The sequence below is a fragment of the Janthinobacterium sp. 13 genome (assembly GCF_002749695.1).
Lineage (GTDB): Bacteria > Pseudomonadota > Gammaproteobacteria > Burkholderiales > Burkholderiaceae_D > Janthinobacterium > Janthinobacterium kumbetense.
Genome location: NZ_PEEQ01000001.1, coordinates 2,475,301 through 2,489,111, shown reverse-complemented (window position 1 = coordinate 2,489,111; position 13,811 = coordinate 2,475,301). Strand labels below are relative to the sequence as shown.

The window sequence follows — 13,811 nt, the reverse complement described above, 5'->3', positions numbered from 1 at the left end:
CTGGCAGGCGCCCGCAGGCTGGCGGTATAATTTATCCTTGGCAATATTCAAGCCGCGGCCCCCAAGGAGATATCCGGTGGAAGATCAACACAGCTCGCCCGAGCTTTTCCTGTTCCTGGCGTCGACCGTGCACGACATGAAAAACTCGATCAGCGTTGTCAGCGGCACCTTGGAGTCGCTGCTGGCGGCCGAGCAGGCCAAGCCCGCGCCCCAGGCCGACCCCGCCTACCTGCAGATGGCGCAGATGCTGTACCAGACCAAGCGCCTCAACGATAACCTGATCCAGCTGCTGGCCCTGTACAAGGAAGTGGGCAAGCCCGGCTACCCCTTCGACGTGCAGCCGCAACTGGTGAGCCAGGTCATCGACCAGGTGGTGGACCAGGAAAAGATCCTGCTGGCCTCGAAAGGCATCCACCTGCAGACGGCTTGTCCGCCGGAGCTGATCTGGACCCTCGATGAAGACCTGGTCATCGGCGTGCTCGCGCATGCGATCAACAACGCCATCCGCTACACGAAAGACACGATCCGCCTGTCCGTGCGGGAGCACGACGACATGCTCGAGCTGCGCGTGGAAGACAATGGCGACGGCTATACCCAGGCCTTGCTGGACGCGGGCAGCGCGGCCATGGATGGCATGGCGGCTGGCGTGAATTTTTCCACCAACAGCACGGGACTGGGCCTGTATTTTTCCAGCGAAGTGGCAAAGATGCACAAGCACCGGGGCAGCAGCGGCAGCATCGCCCTGGAAAATGGCGGCGCGCTGGGCGGCGGCTGTTTCATCCTGCGCCTGCCCTGAACGAGGAATCCATGACGACAGACAGCCACGCCACCGCCGCCGAAGCGGGCAGCACCGACTGGGCCGACAAACACTATCTGCTGGTCGACGATTTCATCGGCATCCGCATCCTGCTGCGCGAATCGCTGCGCAACCTGGGCGCGCGGCATATCGACCAGGCGGCCAGCGGCGGCGAAGCCATGAAGCTGCTGGCCAAGACGCGCTACGACGTGGTGCTGTGCGATTACAACCTGGGCGAAGGCAAGAATGGCCAGCAAGTGCTGGAAGAGACGCGCGTGCGCAACCTGACGGCGCCATCGAGCGTGTGGCTGATGGTGTCGGCCGAAAAAAGCGTGGAATCCGTGATGGGCGCGGCCGAGCACCAGCCCGACGCCTACCTGATCAAGCCGATCACGGAAGGGGTGCTGCTGACGCGGCTGAACCGCGTGTGGCACAAGAAGCAGGTGTTCCGCGAAATCGACCAGGCTTGCATGGAAAAGGATTATCTGCGCGCGGCCAAGCTGTGCGACGCGCAGATCGAAGTCAACAAGCTGCACGAGCTGGAATTGCTGCGCATGAAGGCCAGTTTGCTGCTGAAAAGCGGCGAGCCGGAAAAGGCCCGCGCCGTGTACGAAAAAGTGCTGGCCGAGCGCGATTACAGCTGGGCCAAGGCGGGCCTGGGCAAGATCCGCATGAATAACGGCGAACACGAGGCGGCGCGGCAGATCTTCCAGGGCGTGATCGTCGAAAACAAGTACTACATCGACGCCTACGACCAGATGGCCGTCGCCTACCAGCTGATGGGCCAGCACGAGGAAGCGTGCGGCGTGCTGGAAAAGGCGGCGCGCCTGTCGCCCAATTCCGTGCCGCGCCAGCGCAACCTGGGACTGGCGGCCCTGAAAGTGGGCAATGTCAGCATGGCGGAAAAGGCTTTCCGCAAGTGTATTTCCATCGGCGAGTTTTCCGTCATGAAGACGCCGGACGCCTACCTGGGACTGGCGCGCGTGTGCGGCCTGAAGAAGGATGCGAAAGAGGCGCTGCAATGGCTGCTGCTGGCGCAGCGCGAATTCTCGCCCGAACAGATCGGCTTGCGCGCGAAGATCACGGAAGGCATGGTGCACCACGAAACGGGCGATTACCGGCGCGCGCGCAAGTGCGGCGACGAGCTCGAAGCCATGCTGCTGGAAGACCCGGCGCGGCCCGAGAAGGCCATCTGCATGGAGCTGGCGACCTTGCTGTTCGCCGTCGGCGTGAAGGATGCGCCGGCCGGCCTGCTGTGCTACGTGGTGAAGAACAACCACGACAACCAGGTGGTGCAGGACGAAGTGCAAAAGATATTCGACAAGGCGAAGATGGGCGACGAAGGCACGAGCCTGATCATCGCCTCGCGCAAGGAAGCGTCGGACTTGATGAACAAGGGCGTTCTGCTGTGGAAGACGGACAAGCTCAACGAAGCGGTCGCCTGGATGCGCGCGGCGCGCGAAAAACTGCCGAACAACTTGCGCATCCTGTTCAATTCCGCGCAAATCATCGTTTCCTTCCTGCAGCAGCGCGGGTTTCAGGCCGATTTGGCGGCCGAGGCCATGGAAGTGTTGTTGTATGTAGACAAAATTGCACCAGGGCAGCAGCGCTTCGCGCAATTGATGGAGCAACTGGTGCAGCTGACGCCGCCGCCCGGGCCGGAAGACGCCGTCGCGGCGCCGGAAAATGCGCCGCCGGCAGCGGAAAAAGGGGGAAAAGCCGTGCGTGAGCGTGCCGGATGATAAACTAGGGGCCAGCGTGGGTTCGCCCGTGCTTGAGTTGCTTTACAACAATAAGGAAGAAACTATGCGTGATGTGGTCAATGAAGTATACAAAAAAATGAAGGTCGGCGCCGTTGCCTGGGTACGCCCGGTCGCCGCCAAGGGAGACACGCTGGAAACATTCCAGTCTTCGTACGAGCACGCCAAGGCGCTGGCCGACGAAGGCCTGATCACGATCGGTGACGTAAAACGCCAGGCCGACAACATGATCGAGGCGATCCGCATTCATCGTATCGCCTGATCATATTGCCGGCTTGAAACATCAGGCCTTGCCTGGTGCTTTGGCCTTGGGCGCTGCGCGTTTCGCGGGCGCCTTGCGCAGCGGGGCCTTGGCCTTGGCTGCCGTGCCTGCTTCGGCAGGTTTGGCAGGCTTGCTGGCCGCTGGCTTGGCTTTGCTCACGCCGCCAAAGCTGGCCGCTGCCGCGCTGGCGGCGTCGGGCGACATCGCTGTCGAGACGGCTTGCGTGAACTGATCTTGTAACAAATTCCACCAGGCACTTGGATTGGCCAGCTGGGCTCCGGCCTGGCTGCCGGCATCGCCGGGCGCCGCCGCAGCGGGTGGCGGTGCGGGCGCAGGCGCCGGTTTCGGTTCAGGCGCCGCGGGTGCGGCTTGCTGGAAAAATGCGGAAGCGTAGGGCACCGATTCAAACACGGATTTCTCGCTGGCGCCGGGCTGGGTGATGGCTGCCGCCAGGGACGCGCCCATCGATTTCAAGGTGGCGATGGTGCCGCGCTGCACTTCCAGCGCCTGGATACTGCCGCGCAGCATGCTGGTGTTGAGGTTCAGCCATGCTTCGACGGCCTTCAAGTCATTGATTTTCTTGTCCAGCTCTTCCACCGACATGGTGGGCGCCGTGATGCCAGGCATGCCCATGCCGGGCACGCTCATGCTGCCCCACAGGTTTTTGACGAAGTCGAGCGTATCGGTCACAACTGCTGCGCCCGGCATTTGGGGCATTTGCGGGTTTGCCATGCGAAATCTCCTGGTAGGTGGATAGCCTTAGCGTAGCAGATATCGGCTTGCAACTGACGCAATGCCGCCAACATTTTCTTACATAAAACATTAAGAGTTGAGCACGGGCAAGAAGCGGGAAGCGGGGCGGAAGCGTTACACTACGGCCTATGATGCCTGACTCCTTCTTTTCGCCACCGCGCCGCCGTACCGTCATCTTTGTCGCGGTCATCGGCGTACTGCATTACGTGGCGTTGGAATGGCTCACCTCGCGCGCCAGCATGGTGCCGCTGGGACAGAATCATGCGCAGGTGGTCAGCATGGCCTTGATCGCCGAGCCGCCCACACCCCTGCCGGTGGTGCCGCCCCCGCCGCCCGAACTGCGGCCCGTGCCCAAGCCCAGGCCGCCGCCGCCGCCCCCGCCGCCGACGGAGCTGGCGTCGAGCGAAACACCCCAGTTGACGGCGCCCGTCAGCGACGTGCCGGAAGGCCCGGCCACGAGCGAGCCGGCCGCCGTGGCGGCTCCGGCCATCACGGCGCCGGCGCCCGCCGTGGCCGCCGCGCCCGCGCCGGCCAGCGAACCGCCGCCACCGGCCGTCGAACAGGCACGGCGCTACAAGACGAATGCGCCCGCGTCGGCCCAGTTCGACCTGCACGTGGACCGGCGCGATGCGGACGGCACCAAGTGGCAGGGCGTGGCCGCGATGGCCTGGGACAACCGGGGCGATACGTATCAGCTGAAACTGGAAGTGGGCTTGAGCATGCTGATCACGCGCATCAACCTGCTGGTGCTGACGAGCGAGGGCAAGATCGATGGCAGCGGCATCGTGCCCGTCACGGCCACGGAGAAACGCAAGGGCCGCGCGCAAACGGCCACGCATTTCAACCGCGACGCCAAGGCCATCACGTTTTCGGCCACGACGGCCACGGCGCCATGGCAGGAAGGGGCGCAGGACAAGGCCACCGTGCCGTTCCAGCTGGCCGCCATCGGCCGTGCCGACGTCAACCAGCTGGTGGGCAATATCGACATTCTCGTCGGCGAGGAAAAGGAAGCGACCGTGTTCCGCTTCCACCTGGTGGGCGAGGAAGAACTGGACACGAAAATGGGCCGCCTGGTGACGTGGCACCTGCGCCGGCCGCCGAAGCCCGGCACGTATTCGTCGCAGCTCGATGTCTGGCTGGCGCCGTCCATGCAATGGTATCCGGTACAAATACGCAATACCGAAGCGAACGGGGCGCTGACCACGCAAACCGTGACCAAGATCTCCGTAAATGAATCAACAGGAAAATAAATGACTACTTTGACTACCTTGAAACGCGTCCTGGCTGCCAGCCTGCTGGCGGCCACCCTGACGCCCGCCATGGCGGCGGACGAGCCCGTGGACCATCCCGTCATCAAGCGCCCGTACAAGCTGGCGCCGTCGGCCGACCTCGTCTATTCGATCAAGGCGAAGCAGCGCGGCATTGCGCTGTCCGGCGAATCGGTCAGCAACTGGCGCGCCGGCGACGGCAAGTACTCGCTGCTGGCCGAAACCAAGGCCGCGCTGTTCGGCAAGATCCTGGAGCAGCGCAGCGAAGGCACGGTCGACGATTACGGCCTGGCGCCGGCGCAGTTCGTGGAAAAACGTTTCCGCAAGGAAGCGGCCACGACCACCTTCAAGCGCGACAGCAAGAGCATCGTCTTCAGCGAAGGCGATGAAACGTATCCGCTGAAAGGCGGCGAGCAGGACCGCAACAGCACCGTCTGGCAACTGGTCAGCGTGGCGCGCGCCACCCCGGAGAAATTCACGCCCGGCTCGGAATGGAGCTTCTTCGTTGCCGGCCGCCATGACGCCGAACCGTGGACCTTCAAGGTCGTCAAGCAGGAAACCGTCGCCACGGGCCAGGGTCTGGTGGAAGCCGTGCACCTGGTCAAGGCGCCGCCGCCGGACAAGAAGGGCCAGCAAGTGGACCTGTGGCTGGCGCCGTCGCTGGAATGGTATCCCGTGAAGGTGACGTTCGCCGATGAAGACGGCGATTACGTCGAGCAAACCTTGCAAAAGATCGTCAGGAAGTAAGTGTTCACTAATGGCTTGGGGCCAGGCATACCATGTTTGGCCCCCCATTTCACCCTCCTGGCCCGGCACGGCGCACCGGCCGTGTTGCGCCATGTCCGCACCGCCCCCTCCCATGCGCTAAATTGCATGTCAGAACTGATATACTGACGCCCCCGCCCCGCAGCGCCGCGTTAGCCCGCAGCGCCGCCCGCTGAACACTCATCCGGAAAAGAATGATTGATATAATGGCAAGTGCAGCCGTGGCTACGGATGCAAATCAGACAGAGCAAGAGCATCACGATTCCTTGCAGGCGCATTTCCAGCCCAATATTTCGGCCGATGAAATTGAGCAAGTTTTTCACTTGAAGCGGGCGCAGCCCCTGCTGCAAGTGTTTACGGCCCTGTTCCACGGCGGTTTCGATGGCGTGCTGGTGCGTCTGCTGGTGTTGCGCGAGCTCGCGTCCGATGCGGCCACGTCCGCCTATACGCGCGCCGATATCAATACGAAACTCGCATATCTGTTGCCGGAAAGCCTGGAAACGGTCTTGCTGCGCCTGCGCTCGAACCAGTTGCTGGCCTGGGATGCGCAGCAGGGCGTGTACCGCGTGACCCCGATGGCGCGCAATGTGCTGTCCGCCATCGACAGCTTGCTGGGCCTGGGGCAGACGGAAGATGAAGCGGAAATGGGTTTCCTGCTGTCGCAGGTGGCGGGTGCGCAAGCCGTCGGTGGCGTGTCGGTCGAGCAACTGCAGCATTTGCTGGGCCGCCTGGTGGACTTGACGGAAGAATTCTCCGACGCGATTGCCTCCGGTTCCGAATTCCGCCTGCGCACGGCGCAAGCGAAGTGGAACATGGCGTGCGACTGGGTCGAGAAGGGTTCCGAGATCCTCGTGGCCATCACCTCCGATGAAAACGCGGACAGCGCCACGCACAAGGCGGCGCAGGCGATCGGCCGCGCGCAAAGTAAATTGCTGAACATGCAAGGCATGTTTTCGCGCGCCCTGAACCAGATCGAGCGCCAGCGGGTCCACCTGGGCCAGTCGGGCTTGTCGACCACGGACATCAAGCGCTGGCTCTTGCTGCATGACGACCTGGCCAGCCTGGCCGAGGGCGCCATCGACCAGCCCGTCGTGCCCCTGTTCTCCACGCCGGCCGAGATGATCGACGTGGCCGAAACGGAACTGCTGTCCGAACGGGCGGCGGGTGTCATCAACACGGGCCTGCCCAGCGGAGAGGACGCGCCCACCACCATCAGCGACGGTCCCGCCATGCAACTCGAACTCGATGACTTGCTCGAACGCCTGTCGAACTTCGCCAGCCTGGGCAATTTCCCCAGCATCGGCGAAGAAGGGCCGAAATCGGTGCCCGTGCAGGATTCCCTGCTGCCGGCCAGCTTTGCCGTGGCCTCGTACCGCGCCTCCATGCTGCCGCTGCTGGGCGACGTCTCCGAAGCGAGCTTGCAGGGATCCACGGCCGAACTGGCCCGTTTGCCGATTACCTTTACACCGACCGACGAGATGGTCCAACTGACCGACCCCCACGTGGCGGCCATGTCGATCGCCTCGCTTTCACTGAATGTTTCACTTGATTTAGATAGCGGCACCGCCGATGAATGACGATTCCCAAATCCTGATTGCGCGCCTGCTCACGCATCAAACCCTGCGCCGCGACGACAAGCTCGTCAAGCGCGTGCTGTCCGACGAGCTGTTCCGCGCCGAGATCGATGCGCGCCTGCTGGCCTGCGGCTTGAAATTGCTCGACAACGTGTACGCCGACCATGTCACCCTGGCACTGACGCGCACCATCGAGCCGAAGATTTTCGGCGCGCGCGACGTGTGGCAAAACAACAACTTCGGCCTGGCGCGCGATGGCGTGGCCTTGCTGGTGGTGCTGTGGGCGCAGATTATCCTGCCCAAGCGTGAACGCCAGGAAACGCACCAGCACGCGGACGATGACCAGAACGACATGTTTGGCACGGAAAAACCGCTGCCGCGCGCGGAAGACGCGTCGATCGGCATTTCCTACAAGGCGCTGCTGTCGGACTTCGGCGACAAGCTGGGCAAGAAGACGCGCATGGACATGAATCTGGGCACCCTGGCCAAGCTGGGCTTCATCGAGCGGCGCGGCGATTTCATCCTGGAAGGCCCGTTGCTGGACCTGATGATGGACACGGACGTGTTGAAAGAGCGCATCATCAACGGTGCCCTGGCCGACGTGTTCAAGCGGGCGCCGGCGCGCCTGGTGGCCGTCAGCGGCGATACGTTGCCCGACGCCGACCTGGCGGACGACTTGTCCGCCGACATCGGCGACCTGCCCGACGACGGCGATGAGCCCGCGTCCGACCTCCCTCACTGAAAGCGCCCATGTTTCATATCAAATCACTTGAACTGGTGCACTGGGATTACTGGCAGCGCATCAAGAATATTCCGCTCGACGCGAAGATCATCACCATCGCGGGGCAGAACGGCTCGGGCAAGACCACCTTGCTCGACGCCTTGCGCACCTTGTTCGGCCTCGATTGCTCGATGGGCCGCACCTATAAACACTATGCGCGCCACTCGGGCCAGCAGACGGCTTGGCTGCGCGCCGTGGTCGACAACAAGAACGTGGGCAAGCAGCTGTCGAACCGCCCGTTCCGCAGTTCCGGCTTCTTCAGCGATGATGAAGTGACCCTGTTTTGCCAGATCCAGAAGAACGGCGGCGACTGGAAGCGCCAGTATCTGATGCGTCCGGGCAATGTGCAGATCGAGGACATCACGGACGCCAACGACTGGCTCGGCGTGGAAAACTACCGCAAGCGCCTGGCCAATGCGGGCCTGTCGCCCGCCATGTCGAAAGTGCTGGCGCTGGAGCAGGGCGAGACGGACAAATTGTGCGAATACGCGCCGCGCCAGCTGCTCGACCTGGTGTTCCAGGTGTTCGGCGACAAGGAAGTGCTGGACGCCTACGACGAAGCCAAGCGCCACCAGCGCGACACGGAAGTGGAACTGAAACGTTTCGAGACGGAACTGGAAGCGTCGAAGACCAACCTGGAAGGCTTGCGCCTGCGCGTTGCCAATTACCACCAGTGGGAAGGGCTGCATAAGGAGCGCCGCAACCTGCTGGAAGAAGTGCTGCCCAGCCTGCAGTACCACGAGGCGCGCGAAAAAGCGGCCACGGCCAGCCGGCAATTGCGCGATGCGCGCAAACCGATGGCGCAGGCGGACCAGCAGCTGACCGATAAACGCAATGCGCTGGCATCGCAGGCGAAGGCCCTGTCCGACGCGCAAATGAACGAAACCTTGCTGGAACAGGAATCGATCGGCTTGCAGAGCCGTTTGTCCTTGATCAATAGCAAGCTCAAACCGTTGGACAGCTTGCTCGAGCAGAAAGACCGTTTGCACAAGCTGGCGGCGGACTCGGGCAGCGACATCGCCGAAGTGGCGGCCCAGCTGGAACAGAAGGAAGCGCAATTGCTGCAGCAGCGCCAGCAGCGCGACGCCTTGTCCGCGCGCATCGCGGGCGAACAGGCAACTATTGCCGCGCTGCAAGGCAAGACGGCCATGCCGGAGCCGGACAACGTGCGCGGCATGCGCCGCGCGCTGCGCGACGCGGGGATCAGTCACGCGATGCTGTCGGACATCGTCGAAGTGACGGACAGCCGCTGGCAGGGCGCCGTCGAAGGCGTGCTGGGCGGTTACGCTTCGGTGGTGTTGCTGGACAAGGCCAAGGATGCGGCGGCCGCCTATCGTCTGGCCGAGAAGGAGCGCTATCGCCACTTCATCGTGCCCGACCTGGTCACGGCGCCTGTCGCGAAAGACGAGAGCCTGCTGGCCGTGGTGAAATTTTCCGCGCCCGTGCCCAGCTGGCTGATCGAGCAATTGTCGCGCATTGCGCGCGTCGATTCCGTCGAAGCAGGTTTTAAACTGGGCAACCATGAGGAGTGGATCACGCCCGAGGCCTACCACCGCGAACGCAGGGGTGGGCGCTCGCTGTTCGTGGAAGCGTCGCGCTACCGCTTCGGCCAGGCTGGCCGCAGCGGCCGCCTGGAAGCGCTGCTGCGCTCGCTGCCGGGCCTGGAAGGACAGGAAGACACCCTGACCCTGGCGATTTCGAAGTTGGCGGCCGAAGTGGGCGCCTTGAAAGCGCGCATCGCCGGCGTCGACGCGGCCAAGGAACTCAGCGCCCGCCAGGAAGAATTCGCCGAAGCGCTGCGCAACTCGAAGCCGCTGAAGGAAGAGCGCCTGGAAGTGGGCGGTCGCCTGGGCGAGTTGCAAAACCTGACGAAGAACGCCACCGTGGCGCGCACGCGTGCCGATACCGTGTGGCAAAACGCGCGCCTGGCCCTGTCCGAGGCGGAAGCGGGCTCGCGCCTGGGCTACAAGAAGCAGATCGAACAGCGCGCCGAGCATGCGCGCGCCTTGCTGGCCCTGCGCCATGCGTGGCGCCACTTGCCGAAAAGCTGGCGCCGTCCCGCACGCCGCGCGGCCCTCGTGGCCGAGCATCAGAATGCGCACCAGGTCGACTTGCGCGTGGCCAGCCTGCAAAACAGCCTGGCGCGCGACGACTGGGAACTCGACGCCACCGTCATCGACCAGCACCACCGCCTGTCGGACCAGTTGCATGGCCGCCAGTCAGAAACGGACGAGCGCCGCTACCAGAACAACCGCGCCATCGAAGCGACGGGCAATGCCCGCGGCGCCTACATGGAACGCTTGCGCTACACCATCAAGACCTACAGCAAGAACATCAAGGAGCTGGGCGAACTGGCCGGCATCGAAGTGCATGCCGACCCCGTGCGCCTGGAAAACGACGACGTGCAGCTGTCGCAGGCGGGCTTGCACGTGCGCTTCAAGTTCGACGGCAAGGGCGTGATCGGCATGAACGATGGCGAAGCGTCGGGCGGCCAGCAAGTGATGAAATCGCTGGTGCTGTTGATCGGCTTGCTGAAATCGGAAGACGGTTCCGGCGGCTTCGTCTTCATCGACGAACCGTTTGCCCACCTCGATATCCGCAACATTCAACTGGTCGGCGAATTCCTGAAGAACACGGAAGCGCAATACCTGATGACGACGCCGTTGACGCACAACACGGATGTCTACGATCCATCGGAACTGACTTTGATCACGAGCAAGAAGAAAAAGGATACCCAATGGGCGCAACCGATTTTCGTGCTGCAGCGCCGGGTCGATCCCGTCTCGGGCAAGGTGGCGTGATGCTGGTGCGCACCTTGCTGGCATCTGCCGCGCTGGCGCTGGCGTGTTCGGCGCCCGCCATGGCCAACGACGGCATCGGCTCCGTGAGCGCGGGCGGCATCCTGTTCGGCAAGACGGATGCCGTGGCCATGAAAAAGGAAGTGCTCAGCGTGAGCGCGGAATTGATCAAGGTCGAATACGAGTTCCTCAATGAGTCGAAAACGGATGTGGAGGAGACGATCTTCTTCCCGCTGCCCGAATACGCTTCCGGCTACCACGGCTCGCCCACGTATTATGGCCAGCCGCAGCAGTTTACCGTCGACGTTGACGGCAAGCGCAAGGACTATAAAACCACCTTCGTCGCGAAGCTCGACGCAGAGGACGTGACGGCCCGCTTGCGCCAGCTGGGCTTGTCCGATGCGCAAATTGCGTATTTCCCCTCGCACACGCCGTTCGACAAGAAAGTGGCGCCGCTGACGGCCGCGCAGAGCAAGATCATGATCCGCGAAGGCTTGCTGGCCCAGCTGTACGACGAGGAATGGGTACCGGCCTGGACCGTGAAAGTCATCTACCTGTGGCAGCAGAAATTCCCTGCCGGCAAAGTCGTGCGCGTGCGCCATCAATATGCGCCGTTCGTCGCGGCCGGTCCCGGTGCGTCCTACCTGGGTGATGGCAATACATTTGAAAAGAAATACTGCGGCGACAAGGCCTTCTACAAGACGTGGAACCGCCTGGCGGCCCAGCAGGGCGAAAGCGGCTTCGTCAATGCCGTGTGGGTGTCGTACATTTTGACCACCGGCAATACCTGGAAGAATGGCATCGAAGACTTTACCTTGAACTTGATCAAGGGCAAGTCGGACGAGCTGGTCAGCCTGTGCTTCCCCGGCACGTTCAGCAAGATTAATCCCACCACCTTGCAAGTCAAGCTGCGCAACTTCCATCCGAAGCAAGACCTGGACGTGTATTTCGGCAATGTCGAAGGCACGGTTAGCCACGACGGCGTGGCGCCGCAGATCCGGCCCTAGCTGCATGAGCAGGCAGGAAGCACTGGCGGCGCGCCTGCGCGCCATCGCCAGCGCCACGCCGTGGTGCATGCAAGCCCTGCACGCAGTGGCGCAGCTGGGCTTGCCCCATTGCTGCATCGGCGCCGGCGCCGTGCGCAACCTCGTGTGGGATGCCTTGCATGGCTACGCGCAAGCGTCGGCCTTGAGCGACGTCGACGTGGCGTATTTCGATGCCTGCGATATGCATCCGGAAAGCGAAACGCAGCTGCGCCAGCGCCTGGAAACCGTGCTGCCCGGCGTGCCGTGGGAGGTTTGCAACCAGGCGCGGGTGCACCTGTGGTTCGAAGACGCGTTCGGCTACGCCGTGCCGCCCCTGCTGTCGCTCGACGACGCCATCGCCACCTGGCCCGAGTTTGCCACCTCGGTTGGCATCTCGCTGCAGCCTGACGGCGGGATCGGCATCATCGCGCCGCATGGCCTCGACGACCTGTTCGATATGGTGGTGCGGCGCAACCCGGCGCGCATCAGCCTGGACGGCTATGCGCAGCGCCTGGCCAGCAAGGATTATGCGGCGCGCTGGCCGCGCGTCACCATCATCGCCTAGATAAAACGTGGTGTAAAACACAATTAAATGCACTGTAGATACAGATTGCCTATAATTGCCAATTTTCCAATAGTGTTTTCCTGATCCCATGTCCCTGTTGATTTCCATGCCGTTGCGCCGCCTCGGCCGCCTGTTCTGCCTTTCCTCCGTCCTCGTGGCGCCTGCCGCCTGGGCCGACAGCTATACCGATTTCCAGCAAGCCAGTGCACGCCTGGAAGCGCTGATGGCCAAGGCCACGCTGCAAAGCGGCTTGCCGCGCCTGAGTGAACCTGAAGTGGCAGCGTTGATTGCCCAGATTACCGACGCGCCGGGCCTGTTCCGGGCGCCCGTCGCGGCGTTGCAGGACATCAACCCGAGCGTGGCCCTGTGCGAGCGGGCAACCAACATTGGCAAGGCGTATTACACGTTTGGCAGCGAGCGGCCGCTGCCGCTGTCCGGCGCCGAGTTGCAGCAGGCGCGCAATGACCAGGTAACGGAGAACCTGGCCAATTATGGCGATGAAATGAGTACTTTTTTTGCCTTTGGCATGCATTGCCATGCGCACTTGATTGGCTTGATGGAGCAGGAATTCAGTAGCCAGCCGCTGCAGGTAGTGAGCGGTACGGAGCGCATGCGGGCGCGCGCCTTCAGCAAGGGCTCGACCACCCTGTATGTCGGCGTGGTGCAGTTCGTGCAAGTGCCGTTCTGGACCGTGGCGCAAAAGAAGCGCATGCTGGAAGCGGCGGCGCAGTACGCAACGCCGAACGTCGCGTTGATGGCGCCGCCGTTGCGCGAGCGTTTGCTGGCCAGCCTGGCTGGTGCGGACAAGGACCTCGATCCCGCCCTGGCGCCGGCGCTGGCGACGATACGCCAGGCACTGTCGGTGACGACCTGCGAAGGCCTGTGCCAGTACTACTGACGGGATGACTTATTCGGGCGCCTGCAGCGGTTGGTTGCGCTGGCGCCAGCGCACCAGGCCCCACGCATACACGGCGTAGTAGCCGATAACGAGGCCGTAGGCGGCCATCGTCAGCGCGCTCTGGCCGAACGGTGGCGGCGGCACGGGCACGTCGAGGCGCGAGTTCAGGTAGATTTCCATGCCACGGTACAGCAGGCGGGCGATGAACAGCATCGTGATGGCCAGGCCCAGGTAGCGGTGCTGGGTAAAGAAAAAGTCCTTGCCGACCTGTTCGAAGCGCGTCAGCTTCAAGCCCAGCACGCCCAGCCAGCCGCCGGCCAGCGCGGCCGCGCCCAGGCTGGACAGGGGCAGGACGTCGAACTTTGTCGTCGTCGCCAGGAACAGCAGCAGCGCGGGGAAGGTGATCGCCACCGTCCAGTGCCGCCACAGCTGCGACTTCTGGCGCGCCACCAGTTTCTTCAGGCGCGAATAAATGCGCCAGACCAGCAGCGGGACCAGTAACAGCAGGGCGAGGGTGGTGGTTTCCATGTATGCAATCGAGTACGGGTAAAACAGCGATTGTAAGC

The 13,811-nt window shown here is 63.1% G+C and carries 13 protein-coding genes; 11 read left to right on the top strand and 2 right to left on the bottom strand.

Annotated features, from left to right (window positions below; all coding sequences use genetic code 11):
- Nucleotides 1-76: 76 nt before the first annotated feature.
- From CLU94_RS10910 to CLU94_RS10900, 3 genes are read left to right on the top strand one after another with little or no spacing between them, the layout of a single operon-like run.
- On the top strand, nucleotides 77-796 hold the full coding sequence (locus CLU94_RS10910; RefSeq protein WP_099665643.1) for a sensor histidine kinase: 720 nt from the start codon (nucleotides 77-79) through the stop codon (nucleotides 794-796).
- Between the two features lie 11 nt (nucleotides 797-807).
- Nucleotides 808-2,538 (top strand): response regulator, encoded by a 1,731-nt coding sequence (locus CLU94_RS10905; RefSeq protein ID WP_099665642.1) that lies wholly within the window; start codon nucleotides 808-810, stop codon nucleotides 2,536-2,538.
- Nucleotides 2,522-2,818: a hypothetical protein gene (locus CLU94_RS10900; RefSeq protein ID WP_251349309.1), complete on the top strand. Its 297-nt coding sequence runs from the start codon at nucleotides 2,522-2,524 to the stop codon at nucleotides 2,816-2,818. The genes CLU94_RS10905 and CLU94_RS10900 overlap by 17 nt, the downstream gene beginning before the upstream one ends.
- Before the next feature lie 21 nt (nucleotides 2,819-2,839).
- Here the strand turns inward: CLU94_RS10900 and CLU94_RS10895 are convergent, their stop codons facing one another.
- Entirely contained in the window at nucleotides 2,840-3,550 is a 711-nt protein-coding gene (locus tag CLU94_RS10895; protein WP_099665641.1) for a PhaM family polyhydroxyalkanoate granule multifunctional regulatory protein, read from the bottom strand.
- Between the two features lie 149 nt (nucleotides 3,551-3,699).
- On the opposite strand from CLU94_RS10895, the gene CLU94_RS10890 reads away from it, so the two are divergent.
- The 8 genes from CLU94_RS10890 (at nucleotide 3,700) to CLU94_RS10855 (ending at nucleotide 13,245) form a co-directional block, all read left to right on the top strand.
- Entirely contained in the window at nucleotides 3,700-4,821 is a 1,122-nt protein-coding gene (locus tag CLU94_RS10890) for a DUF3108 domain-containing protein (protein ID WP_257218764.1), read from the top strand.
- A complete protein-coding gene (locus CLU94_RS10885; RefSeq protein WP_099665640.1) occupies nucleotides 4,822-5,586 on the top strand; it encodes a DUF3108 domain-containing protein in 765 nt (254 codons plus the stop codon).
- A gap of 224 nt (nucleotides 5,587-5,810) precedes the next feature.
- On the top strand, nucleotides 5,811-7,181 hold the full coding sequence (locus CLU94_RS10880) for a hypothetical protein (RefSeq protein ID WP_092608970.1): 1,371 nt from the start codon (nucleotides 5,811-5,813) through the stop codon (nucleotides 7,179-7,181).
- On the top strand, nucleotides 7,174-7,920 hold the full coding sequence (locus tag CLU94_RS10875) for a hypothetical protein (protein ID WP_077399077.1): 747 nt from the start codon (nucleotides 7,174-7,176) through the stop codon (nucleotides 7,918-7,920). The genes CLU94_RS10880 and CLU94_RS10875 overlap by 8 nt, the downstream gene beginning before the upstream one ends.
- Before the next feature lie 8 nt (nucleotides 7,921-7,928).
- Nucleotides 7,929-10,760: an ATP-binding protein gene (locus CLU94_RS10870; RefSeq protein ID WP_099665639.1), complete on the top strand. Its 2,832-nt coding sequence runs from the start codon at nucleotides 7,929-7,931 to the stop codon at nucleotides 10,758-10,760.
- Nucleotides 10,760-11,764 carry a DUF4424 family protein gene (locus tag CLU94_RS10865; protein ID WP_180278634.1) on the top strand — a complete coding sequence of 335 codons (1,005 nt, stop codon included), beginning with the start codon at nucleotides 10,760-10,762 and terminating at the stop codon, nucleotides 11,762-11,764. The genes CLU94_RS10870 and CLU94_RS10865 overlap by 1 nt, the downstream gene beginning before the upstream one ends.
- A gap of 4 nt (nucleotides 11,765-11,768) precedes the next feature.
- Complete coding sequence (locus CLU94_RS10860) at nucleotides 11,769-12,347, top strand: nucleotidyltransferase family protein (RefSeq protein WP_257218763.1); 579 nt, start codon at nucleotides 11,769-11,771, stop codon at nucleotides 12,345-12,347.
- An 88-nt stretch (nucleotides 12,348-12,435) separates the two neighbouring features.
- Complete coding sequence (locus CLU94_RS10855; RefSeq protein ID WP_099665637.1) at nucleotides 12,436-13,245, top strand: hypothetical protein; 810 nt, start codon at nucleotides 12,436-12,438, stop codon at nucleotides 13,243-13,245.
- 9 nt (nucleotides 13,246-13,254) lie between these two features.
- Here CLU94_RS10855 and CLU94_RS10850 read toward each other — a convergent pair whose 3' ends face one another.
- Nucleotides 13,255-13,773, bottom strand: coding sequence for a hypothetical protein (locus CLU94_RS10850; RefSeq protein ID WP_099665636.1), 519 nt, complete (start codon nucleotides 13,771-13,773; stop codon nucleotides 13,255-13,257).
- Between the last annotated feature and the right edge of the window lie 38 nt (nucleotides 13,774-13,811).